The sequence below is a fragment of the Pseudomonas sp. genome (assembly GCF_035554175.1).
Taxonomy (GTDB): Bacteria; Pseudomonadota; Gammaproteobacteria; order Pseudomonadales; family Pseudomonadaceae; genus Aquipseudomonas.
This window is the reverse complement of record NZ_DATMIV010000021.1, coordinates 47880-68170: the sequence shown is the minus strand read 5'-3', so window position 1 is coordinate 68170 and position 20291 is coordinate 47880. Positions and strand designations below refer to the sequence as shown.

Annotated in this window: 18 protein-coding genes; 3 read left to right on the top strand and 15 right to left on the bottom strand. The window is 59.3% G+C overall.

Annotated features, from left to right (window positions below; translation table 11 throughout):
• Positions 1–309: 309 nt before the first annotated feature.
• Positions 310–951 carry an HD domain-containing protein gene (locus tag VNV36_RS11055; protein ID WP_325717783.1) on the top strand — a complete coding sequence of 214 codons (642 nt, stop codon included), beginning with the start codon at positions 310–312 and terminating at the stop codon, positions 949–951.
• Between the two features lie 144 nt (positions 952–1095).
• On the opposite strand, the gene VNV36_RS11050 is transcribed toward VNV36_RS11055, so the two are convergent.
• The 7 genes from VNV36_RS11050 to VNV36_RS11020 form a co-directional block, all read right to left on the bottom strand.
• Positions 1096–1986: an ABC transporter permease subunit gene (locus VNV36_RS11050; protein WP_325717782.1), complete on the bottom strand. Its 891-nt coding sequence runs from the start codon at positions 1984–1986 to the stop codon at positions 1096–1098.
• Complete coding sequence (locus VNV36_RS11045; protein ID WP_325717843.1) at positions 1983–2864, bottom strand: ABC transporter permease subunit; 882 nt, start codon at positions 2862–2864, stop codon at positions 1983–1985. The genes VNV36_RS11050 and VNV36_RS11045 overlap by 4 nt, the downstream gene beginning before the upstream one ends.
• A 35-nt stretch (positions 2865–2899) precedes the next feature.
• Positions 2900–4042: an ABC transporter ATP-binding protein gene (locus tag VNV36_RS11040; RefSeq protein WP_016772662.1), complete on the bottom strand. Its 1143-nt coding sequence runs from the start codon at positions 4040–4042 to the stop codon at positions 2900–2902.
• 63 nt (positions 4043–4105) lie between these two features.
• Positions 4106–5203: a polyamine ABC transporter substrate-binding protein gene (locus tag VNV36_RS11035; protein WP_325717781.1), complete on the bottom strand. Its 1098-nt coding sequence runs from the start codon at positions 5201–5203 to the stop codon at positions 4106–4108.
• A gap of 187 nt (positions 5204–5390) precedes the next feature.
• Positions 5391–6503 (bottom strand): polyamine ABC transporter substrate-binding protein, encoded by a 1113-nt coding sequence (locus tag VNV36_RS11030; protein WP_325717780.1) that lies wholly within the window; start codon positions 6501–6503, stop codon positions 5391–5393.
• 169 nt (positions 6504–6672) lie between these two features.
• The gene (locus VNV36_RS11025) at positions 6673–8037 is read right to left on the bottom strand and encodes an aspartate aminotransferase family protein (RefSeq protein ID WP_325717779.1); all 1365 of its coding nucleotides are present in this window, start codon (positions 8035–8037) and stop codon (positions 6673–6675) included.
• Positions 8038–8093: 56 nt separating this feature from the next.
• Complete coding sequence (locus VNV36_RS11020; protein WP_325717778.1) at positions 8094–9452, bottom strand: glutamine synthetase family protein; 1359 nt, start codon at positions 9450–9452, stop codon at positions 8094–8096.
• Between the two features lie 738 nt (positions 9453–10190).
• On the opposite strand from VNV36_RS11020, the gene VNV36_RS11015 reads away from it, so the two are divergent.
• Together VNV36_RS11015 and VNV36_RS11010 are read left to right on the top strand one after the other, a co-directional pair.
• A complete protein-coding gene (locus VNV36_RS11015) occupies positions 10191–11567 on the top strand; it encodes a glutamine synthetase family protein (protein ID WP_016772657.1) in 1377 nt (458 codons plus the stop codon).
• A gap of 273 nt (positions 11568–11840) precedes the next feature.
• Complete coding sequence (locus VNV36_RS11010) at positions 11841–12467, top strand: TetR/AcrR family transcriptional regulator (protein WP_325717777.1); 627 nt, start codon at positions 11841–11843, stop codon at positions 12465–12467.
• Positions 12468–12604: 137 nt separating this feature from the next.
• Here the strand turns inward: VNV36_RS11010 and VNV36_RS11005 are convergent, their stop codons facing one another.
• The 8 genes from VNV36_RS11005 to VNV36_RS10970 form a co-directional block, all read right to left on the bottom strand.
• Positions 12605–12820: a TOBE domain-containing protein gene (locus VNV36_RS11005; protein WP_003229256.1), complete on the bottom strand. Its 216-nt coding sequence runs from the start codon at positions 12818–12820 to the stop codon at positions 12605–12607.
• Positions 12821–12926: 106 nt separating this feature from the next.
• Positions 12927–13733, bottom strand: coding sequence for an aliphatic sulfonates ABC transporter ATP-binding protein (ssuB, locus tag VNV36_RS11000; RefSeq protein ID WP_325717776.1), 807 nt, complete (start codon positions 13731–13733; stop codon positions 12927–12929).
• A complete protein-coding gene (gene ssuC / locus VNV36_RS10995) occupies positions 13730–14512 on the bottom strand; it encodes an aliphatic sulfonate ABC transporter permease SsuC (RefSeq protein WP_011336451.1) in 783 nt (260 codons plus the stop codon). The genes ssuB and ssuC overlap by 4 nt, the downstream gene beginning before the upstream one ends.
• A gap of 9 nt (positions 14513–14521) precedes the next feature.
• Positions 14522–15670 (bottom strand): FMNH2-dependent alkanesulfonate monooxygenase, encoded by a 1149-nt coding sequence (gene ssuD, locus VNV36_RS10990; RefSeq protein WP_133335804.1) that lies wholly within the window; start codon positions 15668–15670, stop codon positions 14522–14524.
• Positions 15671–15695: 25 nt separating this feature from the next.
• Positions 15696–16670, bottom strand: coding sequence for a sulfonate ABC transporter substrate-binding protein (locus VNV36_RS10985; protein WP_325717775.1), 975 nt, complete (start codon positions 16668–16670; stop codon positions 15696–15698).
• Between the two features lie 88 nt (positions 16671–16758).
• Positions 16759–17352, bottom strand: a complete 594-nt coding sequence (gene ssuE, locus VNV36_RS10980; protein ID WP_186648022.1) for an NADPH-dependent FMN reductase — start codon at positions 17350–17352, stop codon at positions 16759–16761.
• Between the two features lie 282 nt (positions 17353–17634).
• Positions 17635–18273, bottom strand: coding sequence for a peroxiredoxin (locus VNV36_RS10975; protein WP_325717774.1), 639 nt, complete (start codon positions 18271–18273; stop codon positions 17635–17637).
• A 293-nt stretch (positions 18274–18566) separates the two neighbouring features.
• Positions 18567–19967 carry an OprD family porin gene (locus VNV36_RS10970; RefSeq protein WP_325717773.1) on the bottom strand — a complete coding sequence of 467 codons (1401 nt, stop codon included), beginning with the start codon at positions 19965–19967 and terminating at the stop codon, positions 18567–18569.
• Positions 19968–20291: the final 324 nt, after the last annotated feature.

The window sequence follows — 20291 nt, the reverse complement described above, 5'->3', positions numbered from 1 at the left end:
CTCAAACGTCCTCAATACCTGTGACAAACACACCAACCTGTGGGAGCGAGCCTGCTCGCGAAGAGGTCATCACACGCAACATAGCGGCCGAATGACACACCGCCTTCGCGAGCAAGCTCGCTCCCACATGGGCCATGTCCGGCTGGTTGATCGCGCCAACCTTAGCCAAATCCACCCGACAAGCGAGCTTGGCACGATTTGCAGGTGCATTGGCAAGGATCGCAGCCATGACTCGATTGTTCGCTCGCCGCGCCGGGAACAGACTTTCTCCAGCAGCGCCACGACGGCGTTTTCGACGAGGAAACCGTTATGACCAGCACCATCGCCGGCATCAAGATCCCTGACAGCGCCCTCGCCCGGGCCACCACCGAGTACATCCGCGACATCGAATCAGATCTGCTCTATCACCACTCGCGCCGGGTGTTTCTGTTCGGCGCGTTGAGCGGCGAGCGCCGGCAACTGGCCTACAACCCGGAGTTGTTGTACGTCGGCGCGATGTTCCATGACCTGGGTCTGGTCGAAGGCCATCGCAGTGCCGACGAGCGTTTCGAAGTGGACGGCGCGAACGCGGCGGCAGCCTTTCTCAAGCCATACGGACTGAGCGATGACGATATTGAACAAGTGTGGTTGTCGATTGCATTGCACACCACACCAGGCGTACCCAGGCATCTGCGCCCGACGGTGGCGCTGGTGACGGCTGGTGTGGAAATGGACGTGCTGGGTATGGACTACGCGGCGTTTAGCACGGTGCAGCGCGAAGCCGTGGTGCATGCGCATCCACGCGGGGAAGGTTTCAAGGAGTGCATCATCTGCGCCTTTGCCGACGGCCTGCGCCATCGCCCGCAAACCACGTTTGGCAATGTGAAGACCGATGTGCTGAAGGATCAGGAACCGGGGTTCAAGCCGATGAATTTCGTCGAGGTCATCCGCAACTCTCCCTGGACTGCCTGAGCACCGAAAACCTGTGGGAGCGAGCTTGCTCACGAAAGCGGTCTATCAGCCACATGGATATCGACTGACAGATCGCATTCGCGAGCAAGCTCGCTCCCACAGGGTTAATGGGGTGATCAGAGCATCCCGATCAACCCTTTCGGCTCACACGGTCTGTGGCGCAGGCGCCCGACGCGCGTCCGGTTGCTTCCACGAATCCGCGGCGCTTTCTTCGATGGCTTGCTGGATGGCTTTCTTGCGCGCCTCTTCGGCACGGCGGCTGAAGAACCAGACGAGGAAAGTCACCAGCGACACCGCCAGCAGAATCAGGCTGGCCACGGCGTTGATCTCCGGCTTCACGCCCAGACGGACCGCCGAGAACACTTCCATCGGCAGAGTCGTCGAACCCGGCCCGGAGACGAAGCTCGCCAGTACCAGGTCATCCAGCGACAGCGCGAACGACATCATGCCGCCCGCCGCCAGCGACGGCGCGATCATCGGAATGGTGATCAGGAAGAACACTTTCCACGGCCGTGCACCGAGGTCCATCGCAGCTTCCTCGATCGACAGATCCAGCTCACGCAGGCGCGCTGACACCACCACCGCCACGTACGCCGCACAGAACGTGGTGTGCGCGATCCAGATGGTGACGATGCCGCGCTCCTGCGGCCAGCCGATCATCTGCGCCATGGCCACGAACAGCAGCAACAGCGACAGACCGGTGATCACTTCGGGCATCACCAACGGCGCGGTGACCAGGCCGCCAAACAGCGTGCGGCCCTTGAAGCGGGTGATGCGCGTCAGCACAAACGCCGCCAGCGTACCCAGCGCCACCGCGGCGACTGCCGTGTAGCAGGCGATTTCCAGCGAGCGCAGCACCGAGCCCATCAGTTGCGAGTTGTCGAGCAGGCCGACGTACCACTTGATCGACCAGCCGCCCCAGACCGTCACCAGTTTCGAGGCGTTGAACGAGTAAATCACCAGGATCAGCATCGGCAGATAGATGAACAGCAGACCCAGCACCAGCATCAGGCTGGAGAAACGCAAGCGCTTCATTCTTTACCCTCCATTTCCCTGGCCTGACTGCGGTTGAACAGAATGATCGGCACAATCAGGATCGCCAGCATCACCACCGCCAGCGCGGACGCCACCGGCCAGTCGCGGTTGTTGAAGAACTCTTGCCACAGCACCTTACCGATCATCAGGGTTTCCGGGCCGCCGAGCAGTTCCGGGATCACGAACTCACCCACTACCGGGATGAACACCAGCATGCAGCCGGCAATAATCCCGTTCTTGGACAGCGGAATGGTGATTTTCCAGAAGCTGTTGAAGTTGCTCGAACCCAGATCCGACGCGGCTTCCAGCAGACTCTGATCGTGTTTGACCAGGTTGGCGTACAGCGGCAGGATCATGAACGGCAGATAGGAATAAACCACGCCGATATAGACGGCGAGATTGGTGTTGAGGATCTGCAGCGGCTCGTCGATCAGGCCCATGCTCATCAGGAAACCATTGAGCAGGCCGTTGTTGCTGAGGATGCCCATCCACGCGTACACGCGGATCAGGATCGCGGTCCAGGTCGGCATCATGATCAGCAGCACCAGCACCGTTTGCAGCTCCTTGCGGGCACTGGCGATGGCATAGGCCATCGGGTAACCGATCAGCAGGCAGAGCACGGTGCTGATAAAAGCCATTTTCAGCGAACCGAGGTATGCCGCGATGTACAACTCGTCGTCGCCGAGCATCGCGTAGTTGCCCAGGTTCAGCAGCAGTTGCAGCTTCTGCTCGGCGAACGTGTAGATCTCGGTGTACGGCGGGATCGCTACGTCGGCTTCGGCGAAGCTGATCTTCAGGACGATGAAGAACGGCAGCATGAAGAACAGGAACAGCCAGATGAACGGCACCCCGATGACCAGCTGCCGGCCATTGGGGATGATCCGGTTGATGCGGCGTTTGAATTTGCGCATGTTCATGAGCGAAGTACCACGCCGCTGTCATCTTCCCACCACACGTAGACCTGATCGCCCCAGGTCGGACGCGCGCCGCGACGTTCGGCGTTGGCGACGAACGACTGCACCAGTTTGCCGCTCGGCAATTCGACGTAGAACACCGAGTGCCCGCCGAGATAGGCGATGTCATGGACCTTGCCGCTCGACCAGTTGTACTCGCAGGTCGGCATGTCGGCGGTGACCAACAGCTTCTCCGGGCGAATTGCGTAGGTGACCGACTTGTCCTGCACCGAGGTGCTGATGCCGTGGCCGACGTAGATCTGCCGGTCGAGGTCTTTGCAGGTAATGGTCGCGTGACCTTCGGCGTCATCGATCACTTCGCCTTCGAAGATGTTGACGTTGCCGATGAATTCACAGACCAGACGGCTGGTCGGGGTTTCGTAGATGTCGATCGGGCTGCCGATCTGCGCGATCCAGCCCAAGTGCATGATGGCGATGCGCTCGGCCATGGTCATGGCCTCTTCCTGGTCGTGGGTCACCATCACGCAGGTCACGCCGACGCGCTCGATGATTTCCACCAGTTCCAGCTGCATCTGCGAACGCAGTTTCTTGTCCAGTGCGCCCATCGGTTCATCGAGCAGCAGCAGCTTCGGCCGCTTCGCCAGCGAACGCGCCAGGGCCACGCGCTGACGCTGGCCGCCGGAGAGTTGATGCGGCTTGCGCTTGGCGTACTGGCTCATCTGCACCAGCTTGAGCATCTCGGCCACGCGGGCGTCGATCTCGGCCTTGGGGATCTTGTCCTGCTGCAGGCCGAAGGCGATGTTCTGCGCCACGGTCATGTGCGGGAACAGGGCGTAGGACTGAAACATCATGTTGATCGGACGGTCGTACGGCGGCATGTCGGTGATGTCGACGCCGTCGAGGAAAATCCGCCCTTCCGTGGGCCGTTCGAAGCCTGCCAGCATGCGCAGCAACGTGGATTTGCCCGATCCCGAACCGCCGAGCAGGGCGAAGATCTCGCCCTTCTTGATTTCCAGGGACACGTCGTCCACGGCAATCGTCTCGTCGAACTTCTTCGTGACCCGGTCGATTTTGACCAGCACCTGCTTCGGTGTCTGGTCGCCCTCGAGGGCTTTCTTGTAGGCGCCGGAGGCAACTGCCATTTACGAAACTCCCAACAGAATCAGCAGGTCGCCACGCAAGACGAACCCTGGATAGTTTGTGCGTTATTTGCCCGACTTGACCTTGGTCCAGCTGCGGGTCATCAAACGCTGAATATTGGCTGGCAACTCGGTCGACACGTAGGTCTTGTCGAGGACTGCTTGCGGTGGGTAAACCGCTTCATCGGTGCGAATGGATTGTTCCATCAGCTTGTCCGAACCCGGGTTGGGGTTGGCGTAACCGACGTAATCACTGACCTGGGCGATCACCTCAGGTTTCAGCAGATAATTGATGAAGGCGTGAGCTTGCTTGACGTTGGAGGAATCCTTGGGGATCGCCAGCATGTCGAACCACAGCGCGCCGCCCTCTTTGGGGATCGCGTAGGCGATGTTGACGCCCTTCTTGGCTTCCTCGGCACGGTTCTTCGCCTGGAAAATGTCGCCGGAGAAACCGATGGCCACGCAGATATCGCCGTTGGCCAGATCACCGATGTACTTAGAGGAGTGGAAATAGGTCACGTAAGGGCGTACCGCGAGCAGCTTGGCGGTGGCTTTCTCGTAATCCTTGGCGTTGGTGCTGTTGGCGTTCAGGCCCAGGTAATTGAGCATGGTCGGCATCATTTCATCAGCCGAATCGAGGAACGCGACGCCGCAGCTGTGCAGCTTCTTGATGTTTTCCGGTTCGAACAACACGGCCCAGGAATCGATCTTGTCGATACCGAGTACGGCTTTGACTTTATCAACGTTGTAGCCGATGCCGTTGGTGCCCCACAGATACGGTACGGCGTAGAGATTGCCGGGATCGTTCTGTTCCAGGCGCTTGAGCAGCGCCGGGTCGAGGTTGGAATAATTCGGCAACTGCGCCTTGTCGAGCTTCTGGAACGCGCCAGCCTTGATCTGTTTGCCGAGGAAATGGTTGGACGGCACGACCACGTCGTAACCGGTGCGCCCGGCGAGCAGCTTGCCTTCCAGGGTCTCGTTGGAATCGAAGACGTCGTAAACCGGTTTGATCCCGGTCTCTTTCTCGAAGTCGGCCAGGGTCGATTCGCCGATGTAATCGGACCAGTTATAAATATGCACCGTACCGGCGGCCTGGGATCCGACAGCGATTGTCAGGCCGGCAGCGGCCAGCAGGGCTTTGCGCAAAATAGAAAATACAGGCAAGTGGAGGTCCTCTGAATTGATTGGGCCCAAGTTGCCCCGCGCTGCATGACAGCCATGGCTGCCCGACAACAAAACCGGCGCGCAACTTACCCTCGAAAAACCGTTCCAGCAAAACTTTCTGTCATTTAATTATCCCGCTGGCCGCCATCGCACAGACGACGGCCAGTGGTTGTAGCGACAAACCGGCTTATTTGCCCGATTTGATCTTGGTCCAGCTGCGGGTGATCAGACGCAGAGTGGCGGCATCCAGATCGCTGATCGCATAGAGCTGCTTCTTCACTTCAGCCGAAGGATAGATGCTTGCGTCGCTGGTGATGTCCTTGTCCACCAGCGGCGTCGCGGCCTTGTTGCCGTTCGGGAAACGCACGGCGTTGGTAATGCCGGCCATCACTTGCGGCTCGAGCAGGTAGTTCATGAACTTGTAGGCGGCATCGACGTTTTCGGCATCCTTGGGAATGGCGACCATGTCGTAGAAAGTACCGGCGCCTTCCTTTGGAATGGTGTAGGCCAGTTTGACCTTGTCACCGGCTTCCTGAGCGCGGGTCTTGGATTGCTCCAGGTCACCCGAGTAACCGACGGCGACGCAGATGTTGCCATTGGCCAGATCGGAGATGTACTTGGACGAGTGGAAGTAGGCGACCGAAGGACGAATCTTCAGGAACAGGTCTTCAGCGGCTTTCAGGTCAGCCTTGTCCGTGCTGTTGGTCGGTTTGCCCAGATAGTGCAGTGCCGCCGGAATCATTTCGGTCGGGGCATCGAGGAAGCTCACGCCGCAGCTTTTGAGTTTTTCGATGTTTTCAGGCTTGAACACCACATCCCAGGAATCGATCTTGTCGATGCCCAGTGCAGCCTTGACCTTGGCCGGGTTGTAGCCGATGCCGATCGAGCCCCACATGTACGGGAAGGCGTGCTTGTTGCCCTGGTCGCTGGCATCGCCAACGGCCTTGAGCAGGTCTTCGTCGAGGTTTTTCCAGTTCGGCAGCCTGGACTTGTCGAGCTCCTGGTAGACGCCGGCCTTGATCTGCTTGGCGAGAAAGTTGTTGGAAGGCACCACGATGTCGTAACCGGACTTGCCGGCCAGCAGCTTGGCTTCCAGGGTTTCGTTACTGTCGAAGACGTCGTAGACGACTTTGATCCCGGTGGCTTTTTCGAAGTTGGCCACGGTGTCCGGCGCGATGTAATCGGACCAGTTGTAGACGTGCAGTACCTTGTCGTCCGCGTGAACCGCACCCGCCATCATGCCCGCCATGGACAGCGCGAGCAGAGTCTTGCCAGCTAGCTTTTTACCTAATGCCTTCATGCGTCATGCTCCAAATTTTTCTTTTTTGAACCACTTTGTTCAGCGGCCGAACCCGGACAACTGGAACCGCGGCTAGTCTGGCAAGATCCGAGGCGGTCTTTCAAGGAAAGACCAGCCTTTCTGAGAGCTTTGGCGATTACGCCGCAACTCACCGTTCAAAGCCTAGCAGCTAGGCCTGCAGCGCACTGAGGGTCAGGTCCAGACACTTGCGTGCTTTTGTAACCAGCTCATCGATCTCCGCTTTGCTGATCACCAGCGGCGGCGCGATGATCATGGTGTCGCCTACCGCGCGCATGATCAGGCCGTTGTCGAAGCAGAACTGCCGGCAGATCATGCCAACGCCCTTGCCTTCGTAACGCTTGCGCGTGGCCTTGTCCTGCACCAGTTCGATCGCCCCCAGCAGACCGACGCCGCGAACTTCACCTACCAACGGGTGATCGGTCAACTCGCGCAGACGTTTCTGCAAATACGGTGCCGTTTCGTTGTGGGCGTTCTCGATAATTTTTTCTTCGCGCAGGATGCGGATATTTTCCAGGCCCACCGCTGCTGCAACTGGATGCCCGGAGTAAGTGAAGCCGTGGTTGAAATCACCGCCTTCATTAAGCACGGCCACCACCGAATCACGCACGATCAGGCCACCCATAGGGATGTAGCCGGAGGTCAGGCCCTTGGCAATGGTCATCATGTGCGGCTTGAGGTCGTAGAAATCGCTGCCGAACCACTCACCGGTACGGCCGAAACCGCAGATCACTTCGTCGGCGACAAAGAGGATGTCGTACTTGGCGAGGATTTCCTTGATGCGCGGCCAGTAGGTGTCGGGCGGAATGATCACGCCACCGGCACCCTGGATCGGCTCGGCAATAAAGGCACCGACGTTGTCGACGCCGACTTCGAGAATCTTCTCTTCCAGCTGATTGGCCGCCCAGATGCCGAACTCTTCCGGAGTCATGTCGCCACCTTCGGCGAACCAGTACGGCTGCGCGATGTGAACGATGCCCGGAATCGGCAAGTCGCCCTGTTCGTGCATATACGTCATGCCGCCCAGGCTCGCGCCGGCCACGGTGGAACCGTGATAACCGTTCTTGCGGCTGATGATGACTTTCTTGTTCGGCTGGCCCTTGATCGCCCAGTAGTGGCGAACCATGCGCAGCATGGTGTCGTTGCCTTCCGAGCCGGAACCGGTGAAGAACACATGGTTCATGCCTTCTGGCGCCACGTCGGCAATCGACTTGGCCAATTCCAGTGCCGGCGGATGGGCGGTCTGGAAGAACAGGTTGTAGTACGGCAATTCGCGCATCTGCCTGGCGGCGGCATCGGCCAATTCATCGCGGCCGTAACCGATGGCCACGCACCAGAGCCCGGCCATGCCGTCGAGGATCTTGTTGCCTTCGCTGTCCCACAGGTAAACGCCCTTGGCGTTGGTGATGATCCGTGGGCCCTTCTCTTTCAGTTGCTTGAAGTCACTGAACGGGGCCAGGTGGTGATCGCTGCTCAGCGCTTGCCACTCACGGGTTTGCGGGTTGTTGCTGGTCATGCAAATTCTCCTTGTTATCGGTACAGGCGCGACGGCTGACCGTCGCGCCCGGCGTATCAGACGGCGAAAAGCAGGTACTCACGCTCCCACGAACTGATCACGCGCTTGAAGTTTTCATGCTCGGCCCGCTTGACCGCGACGTAGCCCGTGATGAAGTTCTTGCCGAGGTACTTCTCGACAGTCTTGCTGTTTTCCATGCGTTCCAGCGCGTCTTCGATGGTCAGCGGCAGGCGCAGATTGCGCCGCTCGTAACCACGGCCGACGACCGGCGCGCTCGGGTTGAGACCTTCGACCATGCCGATGTAACCGCAGAGCAGGCTTGCGGCAATCGCCAGATAGGGGTTGGCGTCGGCGCCCGGCAGACGGTTTTCCACGCGGCGGTTCTGCGGGCCGGCATCCGGCACGCGCAGGCCCACGGTGCGGTTTTCTTCGCCCCATTCGACGTTCACTGGCGCCGAGGTGTCCGGCAGGAAGCGGCGGAACGAGTTGACGTTCGGCGCGAACAGCGGCAACAGCTCGGGAATCAGTTTCTGCAGGCCACCGATGTGGTGCAGGAACAGCTGGCTCATGGTCCCGTCTTCGTTGGAGAAAACGTTCTTGCCGGTGTTGATGTCGATGATGCTCTGGTGCAAGTGCATGGCACTGCCCGGCTCGCCGGTCATCGGTTTGGCCATGAAGGTCGCAGCCACGTCGTGCTTGAGCGCGGCTTCGCGCATGGTGCGCTTGAACACCAGAATCTGATCGGCCAGCGACAGGGCATCGCCGTGACGGAAGTTGATTTCCATCTGCGCCGTGCCGTCTTCGTGGATCAGCGTGTCGAGATCCAGCTCCTGCAGTTCGCACCAGTCGTAGACGTCTTCGAACAGCGGGTCGAATTCGTTGGCCGCTTCGATGGAGAACGACTGACGACCGATTTCCGGACGGCCCGAACGGCCGATCGGCGGCTGCAGCGGATAGTCGGGGTCATCGCTGCGTTTGGTCAGGTAGAACTCCATCTCCGGTGCCACGATCGGCTGCCAGCCCTTGTCGGCGTAAAGCTTCAAGACTTTCTTGAGCACGTTGCGCGGCGACAGCTCGATCGGGTTGCCTTGCTTGTCGTAGGTGTCGTGGATCACCTGCGCGGTCGGCTCGATGGCCCATGGCACCAGGTACACGGCGTTCTGATCCGGGCGGCAGATCATGTCGATGTCGGCCGGGTCGAGCAGTTCGTAATAGATGTCGTCTTCGACGTAGTCGCCGGTCACGGTCTGCAACAGCACGCTCTCCGGCAGACGCATGCCTTTTTCGGCGATGAACTTGTTGGTCGGTGAGATCTTGCCCCGGGTGATACCGGTCAAGTCGCCGATCATGCATTCGACTTCTGTGATCTTGCGGTCTTTCAACCAATCGGTGAGCTGGTCGAGGTTGTTACTCATAAATGCCTCTGGGCTGAGTCTCCTGACGATGTCAGGCAAGTTTGACGCGTGGAGCGTCGCGTTAAAGGGGGCTTGCTCGCGCAGTGCCGGCTTATGCCTGGCACCGCGCATAGACAATGAAAGAGGAGCTTACCTGCCCTTTACGCTGGTGTTGCATTTCCCGTGCACTTTCGAAACGGGCAGCCATGCGTGCAGAATCATGAGCACGACGCCCGGTGCGGCACGGGCTTTGAGAGGGAAAGAGTTCTATAGTGCAGGGAGACGCCATAAAGCGGATGCTGTGCCCGACGTCCAGAATATCGGACGCTGCCGTTTTGCCGGTTGTTGACGCTGGCATCGTCGACAGGCTGCGCGCCTTGCTGGCTGCGCTACGGACGGATCGATCGCCACTGATGTGATGAGCATGCAGACCGGACTGTAGCGAGCAGCCGGTGATGCCGTTAAACGGCAGGCGAGACATGAAGCACCCCGGTATTATTGCTGTTATGGGTTTGACCGGAGCTTAGCCTTGTTCATTTTTTTACACAACACCCCCGTAAAAAATACAACACGGCCTGCTCAAGCCCGCGGCCGGGCAATGTTCAAGGCATTAAAAAATGCCCCAAAGTGCCCCATAAATGCGCCTGAAGCGCTTTTTCGGGGCAAAAAAGGCCTCGCTTGACTTCGGCAGGCCGTTCGGGTTGACTGAAACCAGAAAAGATCAATGATTGATATTTTTAACAACAAAGGTGTTGCATCATGTCGGTACCCCCGCGTGCCGTTCAGCTTAACGAAGCGAACGCGTTCCTTAAGGAACATCCTGAGGTTCTGTACGTTGACCTTCTGATTGCGGATATGAATGGTGTGGTGCGCGGCAAGCGCATCGAACGCACCAGCCTCCACAAGGTTTACGAGAAAGGCATCAACCTGCCGGCCTCTCTATTTGCTCTGGACATCAACGGCTCCACGGTGGAAAGCACCGGTCTGGGCCTGGACATCGGCGACGCCGATCGAATCTGCTATCCGATTCCCGATACCCTGTGCAACGAGCCATGGCAGAAGCGCCCTACCGCGCAACTGCTGATGACCATGCACGAACTCGAAGGCGACCCGTTCTTCGCCGACCCGCGCGAAGTGCTGCGCCAGGTCGTGACCAAGTTCGACGAGCTTGGCCTGACCATCTGCGCCGCCTTCGAACTCGAGTTCTACCTGATCGACCAGGAAAACGTGAACGGCCGTCCGCAGCCACCACGCTCGCCGATCTCCGGCAAACGTCCGCACTCGACTCAGGTCTACCTGATCGACGACCTCGACGAATATGTCGACTGCCTCCAGGACATTCTCGAGGGCGCCAAAGAGCAAGGCATCCCGGCCGATGCGATCGTCAAGGAAAGTGCTCCGGCGCAGTTCGAAGTGAACCTGCACCACGTCGCCGACCCGATCAAGGCCTGCGACTACGCCGTGTTGCTCAAGCGTCTGATCAAGAACATCGCCTACGACCATGAAATGGACACCACTTTCATGGCCAAGCCGTATCCAGGCCAGGCGGGCAACGGTCTGCACGTACACATTTCGATTCTGGACAAAGCCGGCAAAAACATTTTTGCCAGCGAGGATCCCGAGCAGAACGCCGCGCTGCGTCACGCGATCGGCGGTGTGCTCGAGACCCTGCCGGCGCAGATGGCTTTCCTCTGCCCGAACGTCAACTCCTACCGTCGCTTCGGCGCGCAGTTCTACGTGCCGAACTCGCCGTGCTGGGGCCTGGACAACCGCACCGTGGCGATTCGCGTGCCGACCGGCTCTGCTGACGCGGTACGCATCGAACACCGCGTGGCCGGCGCCGACGCCAACCCGTACCTGCTGATGGCTTCGGTACTGGCCGGCGTACACCACGGTCTGGTCAACAAGATCGAACCGGGCGCGCCTGTCGAGGGCAACAGCTACGAGCAGAACGAACAGAGCCTGCCGAACAACTTGCGCGATGCCCTGCGCGAGCTGGACGACAGCGAGGTGATGGCCAAGTACATCGATCCGAAGTACATCGATATCTTCGTCGCCTGCAAGGAAAGCGAGCTGGAGGAGTTCGAACACTCCATCTCCGACCTTGAGTACAACTGGTATCTGCATACCGTTTAAGCGGATTACAGCACCAGGAAGCGCTGCCGGCTATTTTCAGCCAGCAGCGCTTTTTTTTGCCTGAATGCTTTCCCTTGTGGCGAGGGAGCTTGCTCCCGCCGGGTTGCGAAGCGACCCCGAAATCATTCGTCTCGGTTTGACAGGGAAGACTGCATGGCTGGTCTTGCGACTGCTGCGCAGCCGAGCGAGAGCAAGCTCCCACGCCACAAGCACTGTGTTGCATTCGGGATGGGCGCTCCGCGTACAATGCCCGCTGCCCCGCAGGAGACTTCCATGACGCGTCCCGCCCCCGTTCGCAAACCCCGTGCCCGCAGTCAGGCGCGGATCGATTCGATACTCGACGCCGCACGTACGCTGCTGGCCGCCGAGGGCGTGGCGAGTCTGTCGATCTACAGCGTCGCTGAGCGCGCGCAGATTCCGCCCTCTTCCGTTTACCACTTCTTCGCCAGCGTCCCGGCGCTGCTCCAAGCACTGACCGCCGATGTACACGCGGCATTCCGCGCCTGCCTGCAAGCGCCGATCGATCACGATGCCTTGCGCGATTGGCGTGACCTGTCGCGCCTGGTCGAACAACGCATGCTGGAGATCTATGATGAAGATGCCGCCGCACGGCAATTGATTCTCGCCCAGCACGGGCTGACCGAAGTGACCCAGGCTGACCGCCAGCACGATCTGGAACTGGGCGCCCTGATGCACAAATTGTTCGACCAGCATTTCGAACTGCCGAGGCTGCCGGACGATGTCGATGTGTTTGCCCTGGCGATGGAACTGGGCGACCGGGTTTATGCGCGTTCGGTGCAGCAGCACGGGCAAATCACCCCGCGCATGGCTGAAGAAGGGATGCGGGTTTTTGATGCCTACATTGGCCTGTATTTACCGCCCTATCTACCTAAACGCTAAAAGATCGCAGCCTTCGGCAGCTCCTACAGGGGGAATGCGTTCCAACTGTAGGAGCTGCCGAAGGCTGCGATCTTTTGATCTTCAAAAAAAGAAACCCCGAAGGGCTCACCCTCCGGGGTAGTTTTTGGTTCACCGGCTTACAACTTGGCGATCGACACCTCGGTGGACTTCACAAAGGCGATCACCTCGCTGCCGACCACCAGTTCCAGCTCCTTGACCGAACGGGTGGTGATCACCGAAGTGACGATGCCCGAAGCGGTTTGCACGTCGATTTCCGACAGCACGTCGCCGAGGACGATTTCCTTGATCGAGCCTTTGAACTGGTTGCGCACGTTGATGGCTTTGATAGTCATGATATTTCTCCTGAGGTCGAAATAAGCGGCAAACGGCAAGCTTCAAGCGGCAAGCAAAAGCACATCGCCTCTACTTGCAGCTTGTAGCTTGAAGCTCGCAGCTGCTTCATTGCGCCCAACGCAGTTGCGTAGGCAGGGGTGAAACGGGTTCCGGCGCCGGTGGTTCGCCGGGCAGGGACAGCACACGGTTGAGCACTTCGGTTTCCAGCGCGGCGAGGCGATGCGAGCCACGAACCCGAGGCCGCGGCAGCTCGACGTGCAGATCAAGGCCGACTTCGCCGTTCTCGATCAGGATCACTCGATCGGCAATCGCCACCGCTTCACTGACATCGTGGGTCACCAGCAGCACGGTAAAACCATGTTGCTGCCAGAGCCGTTCGATCAGTTGCTGCATCTCGATGCGGGTCAGCGCATCCAGCGCGCCGAGTGGTTCGTCGAGCAGCAACAGACGCGGCTGATGGATCAGCGCGCGCGCCAGCGCGACGCGCTGCTTCTGGCCCCCGGACAAGGCTGCCGGCCATTCATTGGCGCGATCCGCCAGGCCCACTGCTTCCAGTGCATCCAGCGCTTGCTGGCGCCAGTTGCCCTTGAGGCCGAGGCCGACGTTGTCGATGATCTTGTTCCAAGGCAGCAGGCGCGCTTCCTGAAACATCAGTCGCGTATCGTCCCGCGCTTCGCTGAGCGGCGCAGAGCCGGCGAGCAGGTCGCCGCCAGTGGGTTGATCGAGGCCGGCAAGCAAACGCAAAAAGGTACTTTTGCCACAGCCGCTACGCCCGACCACGGCGACGAATTGCCCTGCGGGAATATGTAGATCGATATCGCGCAGCACCTGGCGCGAGCCAAAGGTTTTCTGCAGGTTGCGCACCGCCAGCGGAATCCCGCGCAGCAGGCGTGGAGGTTGTTGAGCGGTCATGCCGCACCTCCCTTGGCGACCTGATAGGCCGGGTGCCAGCGCAACCACACACGTTCCAGTCCACGGGCGGCGAGGTCGGCGAGTTTGCCGAGCACGGCGTAAAGCAGGATCGCCAAAACCACCACGTCGGTCTGCAGAAACTCACGGGCGTTCATCGCCAGATAGCCGATGCCGGAGCTGGCCGAGATGGTTTCGGCAACAATCAGCGTCAGCCACATAAAGCCCAGGGCGAAGCGCACGCCAACCAGAATCGACGGCAGCGCGCCAGGCAGAATCACCTGCCAGAACAGGCTGAAACCGCTCAGGCCATAACTGCGCGCCATCTCCACCAGCGCCGGGTCGACGTTGCGGATGCCGTGGTAAGTGTTGAGGTAGATCGGGAACAACGTACCCAGCGCCACCAGAAAAATCTTCGCCGACTCGTCGATGCCGAACCACAGGATCACCAGCGGAATCAGCGCCAGATGCGGCACGTTGCGGATCATTTGCACCGAGCTGTCGAGCAAACGTTCGCCCCACTTCGACAGGCCGGTAATGAAACCCAGCACCAGACCAATGCTGCCGCCGATGGTGAAACCGAGTGCCGCGCGCCAGCCACTGATTGCCAGATGGGTCCAGATCTCGCCGCTGCGCACCAGACTGACGCCGGCCTCGATCACCGCCACTGGCGCCGGCAGAATCCGCGTCGACAACCAGCCCGCCGACACCGACAACTGCCACACCGCCAGCAACAACACCGGCAACGCCCAGGGCGCGAGGCTGTGGATAAATTTCTTCATGACCGCGCCTCAGCTCTGCGACGCGGCTTTGGGTAGAATGTCGTTGGCAACCATCTCGCCGAACGGGCTGACATATCCCGCGCTCTTCGGCAGTTCCGGGCGCTCGACGTCAAGATGCGGGAACAGCAGCTCGGCCACCCGATACGACTCTTCGAGGTGTGGATAACCGGAGAAAATGAACGTATCGATGCCCAGATCGGCGTATTCCTTGACCCGCGCCGCCACGGTCGGGCCATCGCCGACCAGCGCCGTACCGGCACCGCCGCGCACCAGGCCGACACCGGCCCACAGATTCGGGCTGACTTCGAGATTGTCGCGGCTGCCGCCGTGCAGGGCGGCCATGCGTTGTTGACCGACCGAGTCGAAACGCGCCAGCGAGGCCTGGGCGCGTTGGATGGTGTCGTCGTCCAGATGCGAGATCAGCCGGTCTGCCGCTTGCCAGGCTTCGGCGTTGGTTTCACGGACAATCACATGCAGGCGAATACCGAAGCGCACGGTGCGCCCGAGCCTGGCGGCTTTGGCGCGAACCTGCGCAATCTTCTCTGCCACTGCTGCCGGCGGCTCGCCCCAGGTCAGGACCATCTCCACTTGTTCGGCGGCCAGATCCTGCGCCGCTTCCGATGAGCCGCCGAAGTACAGTGGCGGACGTGGTTGCTGAATCGGTGGGTAAAGCAGCTTGGCGCCTTTGACGCTGATGTGCTCGCCGTCGTAATCGACGGTTTCGCCTTCCAGCACGCGGCGCCAGATGCGGGTGAACTCCACCGAGGCCTGATAGCGTTCTTCATGGTTGAGGAACAGACCATCGCCAGCCAACTCTTCCGGATCGCCACCGGTGACCAGATTGAACAGCGCACGGCCGCCGGACAAACGATCCAGCGTCGCTGCCTGCCGCGCCGCGACCGTCGGGGAAATGATCCCGGGGCGCAGGGCGACGAGGAATTTCAAACGCTGGGTCACCGGAATCAGCGAGGCCGCCACCAGCCACGAGTCTTCGCAGGAGCGCCCGGTGGGAATCAGCACCCCGCCAAAACCCAGACGATCCGCCGCTTGCGCGACCTGTTGCAGGTAACCGTGATCAACCGCGCGAGCGCCCTCAGCGGTGCCAAGGTAATGGCCGTCGCCGTGGGTAGGCAGGAACCAGAAGATATTGAGGCTCATGGAGTGGTCTCCTTGTAGATTCGAATTACTGGGCTTGAGAGCTTTGGGCCACAGCGGCCGGCGGGGTCCAGATCACATCCTTGATGCTCAACGGCTTGGGAATCAGCTTGAGCTGGAAGAACGTGTCGGCGATTTTCTGTTGCGCGGCGACCACTTCCGGGGTCAGGAACAGCGCGCCGTAACCCTGGCGCTTCACCGAGGTCAGGGTGATGTCTGCCGGCAGGCCGAGCAGTGGCGCGACTTGTTGGGTTACGTCTTCAGGATTGGCTCTGGACCACTCGCCAACGGCGCGCACTTCTTCGACGAGGGTCTTGATCACCTCGGGATTTTTCTGCGCGTAAGGTTTGGTTGCGAGATAGAACTGGTGATTGTCGACGATGCCTTTGCCGTCGCGCAGGGTATGCGCTTGCAGCTGTTTCTCGGCGGCAGCCTGGTACGGGTCCCAGATGACCCAGGCGTCGACACTGCCACGTTCGAACGCGGCGCGGGCATCGGCCGGCGGCAGGAACACCGTTTGAATGTCGCTGTACTTGAGGCCGGCGTCTTCCAGTGCGCGCACCAGCAGGTAATGGACGTTGGAGCCTTTGTTCAGCGCAACTTTCTTGCCCTTGAGATCGGCCACCGCTTTGATCGGCGAGTCTTTCGGCACGAGGATCGCTTCGCTGTTCGGCGCTGGCGGTTCGTAGGCGACGTAGAGCAGATCGGCACCGGCCGCCTGAGCAAAGACTGGCGGAGTTTCGCCGGTCACACCGAAGTCGATCGAGCCCACGTTGAGACCTTCAAGCAGCTGCGGGCCGCCGGGGAATTCGGTCCATTGCACATCGACGCCCTGCGCCGCGAGACGTTTCTCGAGTGTGCCCTTGGCTTTGAGCAGCACCAGAGTGCCGTACTTTTGATAACCGATGCGCAATGTCTCGGCCTGGGCTTGGGTGATGGCGCCGAAGGACACAGCCGCAGCAAACAGAGCGACCAGACCACGACGCAAAAATACAGTGCGCATAGCGCTCTCCTTTTTGCTGTTGGGTTTTGGCTGCACCTGCTTGCCCGTTGGCGGGCGAGTAAGGCCAGTACTTCAAATGTCGGTGGACTCAAATGCTCCAGCGAGCATTCAACAAGCGTTCGTTCAACAGGCCCGGCTCCAGCGGTTTCGGCCGGCGCGCCATGGCGCCGATGAACTGGTCCAGGGCCTCGTGCAATCGTTGCTCCAGTGCCGGCGCCAGTTGCGCGGCGGCACTGCCTTCGCCGTAAGCGATCTGGCTGTCCTCGGCGAAAATGCCCTGGAGCATTTCCTGGGCCTTGAGCGCCGACAGCACAGGTTTGAGGGCGTAATCGACTACCAGCATGTGGGCGATGCTGCCGCCGGTGGCCATCGGCAAGACAATCTTGTGGTTCAAGGCACGTTCGGGCAGCAGATCCAGCAGGGTCTTCAGCGCGCCGGAAAACGAGGCCTTGTACACCGGTGTGGCGATCAGCAGGCCATCGGCGTTTTCAATCTGTTGCAGCAGGTCGAGGACCTTCGGACTGTCGAAGCGGGCGTGGAGCAGATCTTCGGCGGGGAAGTCCCGTACCTGATAACTCACCACTTCCACCCCTTGCTGTTGCAACCAGCGTTGCGAACGCTCCAGCAGCACCCCGGAACGGGAGCGCAGGCTGGGACTGCCACCGAGTGAGACGACCAGCATTGCAGATTCCTTTAAGCGTTACAGGCGATTCGCAGGCTGCGATCTCGCTTCAATGGCAGTGACCTTACCAGCTGATTTATATATCCATAAATCATATTTATTCATTTGGTTATGCATTTAAGAGATATGCAGATCAACAGAATTCAGGCGAAAAAAAGGGCCGTCGAAACGGCCTGAAATCCCCTGCTTTGTGGATGCCTCGAAAAGATCGCAGCCTGCGGCAGCTCCTACAGGGACCGGCATACTCCTGTAGGAGCTGCCGCAGGCTGCGATCTTTTGATCTTAACGATTCGGCTGTGGCGTCAGGCGCAGGTACGGCTTCACCGCGCGATAGCCTTTCGGGAAGCGTTGCTTGATCTCTTCCTCGTCCTTGAGTGACGGGACGATCACCACTTCCTCACCGTCCTGCCAGTTGGCCGGGGTGGCCACCTTGTAGTTGTCGGTGAGCTGCAGCGAGTCGATCACCCGCAGGATCTCGTGGAAATTGCGCCCGGTGCTCGCCGGATAGGTGATGGTCAGGCGGATCTTCTTGTTCGGATCGATCACGAACAGCGAACGCACGGTCAGCGTGTCATTGGCGTTCGGATGGATCAGGTCGTAGAGATCGGAGACCTTGCGATCGGCATCGGCCAGGATCGGAAAATTGACGATGGTGTTCTGGGTTTCGTTGATGTCTTCGATCCACTTGTGGTGCGAGTCCACCGGGTCGACCGACAGCGCGATCGCCTTGACCCCGCGCTGGCTGAACTCATCCTTGAGCTTGGCGGTGAAGCCCAGCTCAGTGGTGCACACCGGGGTGAAATCCGCCGGATGGGAAAACAGCACGCCCCAGCTATCGCCCAGCCATTCGTGGAAACGAATCTTGCCGGCGCTGGAGTCCTGTTCGAAATCGGGGGCGATGTCGCCGAGTCTGAGGCTCATGATGCTGCTCCTGATGAGGGATGGGAGACATCAACTGTAGCTCGGGATTGATCAGCGTGAAAAAGAATAAATAACTAGATATCTAGATCATTAATGAATATTAAAGATCTGTTCATTGGACACAGGCCGGGATCGCGACGAACATCGTTCGCAAGGTTCGAGAAGGCCTTGAGTTGCAGCAAAGAGGGACATCGGGGAAGGCTTACGGGGGTGAGCCGGACTCGAAACGCAAAAGCCCCGTCCGGCGCGATGCCGGACGGGGCTTTTTTTGTCTGCCAATCGAGCCGCGTTATTTACAGCAGCGGGATCGAGTAGCTGACGATCAGGCGGTTTTCGTCCTGGTCGCGTTGACCTGGGATGTCGTTGCGCCAGGTTGCGTTTTTCCACATCAGACCGAGGTTTTTCAGTGGACCTTCTGGTACGACGTAGCCAACAGTCAGGTCGCGTTCCCACTCGGAACGGCCAGTAGCGTTGACGCTGACCTGGTTGTAACCGACGCGACCGGTAGTGTCGATATTATCGCCACGCAGGTAAACCACACCGGCGGTCAGGCCCGGAATGCCCACCTTAGCGAAGTCATACGAGTAGCGTGCCTGCCAGGTACGCTCGCCAGCACGGGCGAACTTCTGGATTTGCATGTCGGTGATGGTGTAGTTGGACGAACCGTCACCCTGGTTCAGCCACGGGAAGTCACTGTTGCCGTTGCTGACCTGATAACCGCCACCGAAAGTGTGGCCTGCAACGGTGTACAGGAACAAGCCACTGTAAAGGTTGTTGTCGACCTTGCCTTTCGTGACGCCAGTGCCGTAGTCACCGGAGGTGAAGTAGTTGGCATCGTGACCGTTGGCACCGTCGTCACGGCTGTTGAAGTAACGGAAGTCCGACTTCAACACGCCCGGGCCGATTGCCCAGTTATGAACCAGGCCGAGGAAGTGTTGTTTGTAGAACTGATCCAGATTGCCGTAGTAGTACTGAGCAGTCAGGTCTTTGGTGATCTTGTAGTCACCACCGGCGTAGATGAACTTATTGCTGTCGCGACCATTCGCGGTACGGCCGTTGGCACCGGCGATGGACAGTTCTTCGTTGTTGCTGGAGTTACGACCTTTCACGTGCTCGATCTGGCCGCCAACAAGGGTCAGATCCTTGATCTCGCCCGAAGTAATCTGGCCGCCCTGGAAGGTTTGCGGCAGCAGACGACCATCGTTTGTGATGATCACCGGGTTTTTGGGTTGCAGAGTCCCCAGCTTCAGTTCGGTCTGAGAGATCTTGGCCTTGGCAGTCAGACCCAGGCTGGAGAAATTATCAACCGCTTCACCATTGGATTTGCTTGGGAAAACAGTGCCGCCATAGGAACCGTAGTTCGTCGCGGTCGCAGGGGAAGCACCGTTAGTGCCACCACCCGAATCCAGACGCACGCCCAGCAGGCCGATAGCATCGATACCAAAACCTACGGTGCCTTGGGTGTAACCGGAGATAAAGCGCAGATCGAAGCCTTGGCCCCATTCTTCTTGCTTGCTCTGAACACCTGCACGCTTGTTGGCAGGAGCGTTGACGTCGCCGTCGCGGTTGTCAGTGTTGATATAGAAGTTACGCAGACCCAGAGTAGCCTTGCTGTCTTCGATGAAACCGGCGGCGCCTGCCTGCTGCGCCATAACCCCAACGGCCACAGCCAGGGCCAAGGTGGACTTGTTCATGTATCGCTCCTCTCGTTCTAATTCTTGTGTTCCTGGTTCGGGGTCGATTTGCCCTGAATCCTAAGATGCGCGATTAGCGCCAGACCGTGACTGACAAGTCAATCGTAACCTTGTATGTCTACGACCATCGTCTAATCGCAAGTGATTTGGTCCCTGCAGCGTAAAGACTTCCTGATAATCCCAAAAAGAATTTATTCATTCTTTTTCATACCATTCGGGTATATGGCCCATTAATGGCCATCCGCGCCGGGAAACAGCGTATCGGCGCCTAAGCTCATTCCTAAATGGTATTTGTTGACCTTTTTTTAGATCGATTAGCTTTGC

Bases quoted from the DNA above. Each gene is read 5' to 3' on its own strand.
- VNV36_RS11050 (WP_325717782.1), bottom strand. From the start codon at position 1,986: ATGAAGCGCTTGCGTTTCTCCAGCCTGATGCTGGTGCTGGGTCTGCTG.
- VNV36_RS10975 (WP_325717774.1), bottom strand. From the start codon at position 18,273: ATGAGCCTCAGACTCGGCGACATCGCCCCCGATTTCGAACAGGACTCC.
- VNV36_RS11055 (WP_325717783.1), top strand. From the start codon at position 310: ATGACCAGCACCATCGCCGGCATCAAGATCCCTGACAGCGCCCTCGCC.
- VNV36_RS11025 (WP_325717779.1), bottom strand. From the start codon at position 8,037: ATGACCAGCAACAACCCGCAAACCCGTGAGTGGCAAGCGCTGAGCAGC.
- VNV36_RS10985 (WP_325717775.1), bottom strand. From the start codon at position 16,670: ATGCGCACTGTATTTTTGCGTCGTGGTCTGGTCGCTCTGTTTGCTGCG.
- ssuB (WP_325717776.1), bottom strand. From the start codon at position 13,733: ATGACCGCTCAACAACCTCCACGCCTGCTGCGCGGGATTCCGCTGGCG.
- VNV36_RS10970 (WP_325717773.1), bottom strand. From the start codon at position 19,967: ATGAACAAGTCCACCTTGGCCCTGGCTGTGGCCGTTGGGGTTATGGCG.
- ssuC (WP_011336451.1), bottom strand. From the start codon at position 14,512: ATGAAGAAATTTATCCACAGCCTCGCGCCCTGGGCGTTGCCGGTGTTG.
- VNV36_RS11005 (WP_003229256.1), bottom strand. From the start codon at position 12,820: ATGACTATCAAAGCCATCAACGTGCGCAACCAGTTCAAAGGCTCGATC.
- VNV36_RS11030 (WP_325717780.1), bottom strand. From the start codon at position 6,503: ATGAAGGCATTAGGTAAAAAGCTAGCTGGCAAGACTCTGCTCGCGCTG.
- VNV36_RS11040 (WP_016772662.1), bottom strand. From the start codon at position 4,042: ATGGCAGTTGCCTCCGGCGCCTACAAGAAAGCCCTCGAGGGCGACCAG.
- VNV36_RS11010 (WP_325717777.1), top strand. From the start codon at position 11,841: ATGACGCGTCCCGCCCCCGTTCGCAAACCCCGTGCCCGCAGTCAGGCG.
- VNV36_RS11020 (WP_325717778.1), bottom strand. From the start codon at position 9,452: ATGAGTAACAACCTCGACCAGCTCACCGATTGGTTGAAAGACCGCAAG.
- ssuE (WP_186648022.1), bottom strand. From the start codon at position 17,352: ATGCTGGTCGTCTCACTCGGTGGCAGTCCCAGCCTGCGCTCCCGTTCC.
- ssuD (WP_133335804.1), bottom strand. From the start codon at position 15,670: ATGAGCCTCAATATCTTCTGGTTCCTGCCTACCCACGGCGACGGCCAT.
- VNV36_RS11015 (WP_016772657.1), top strand. From the start codon at position 10,191: ATGTCGGTACCCCCGCGTGCCGTTCAGCTTAACGAAGCGAACGCGTTC.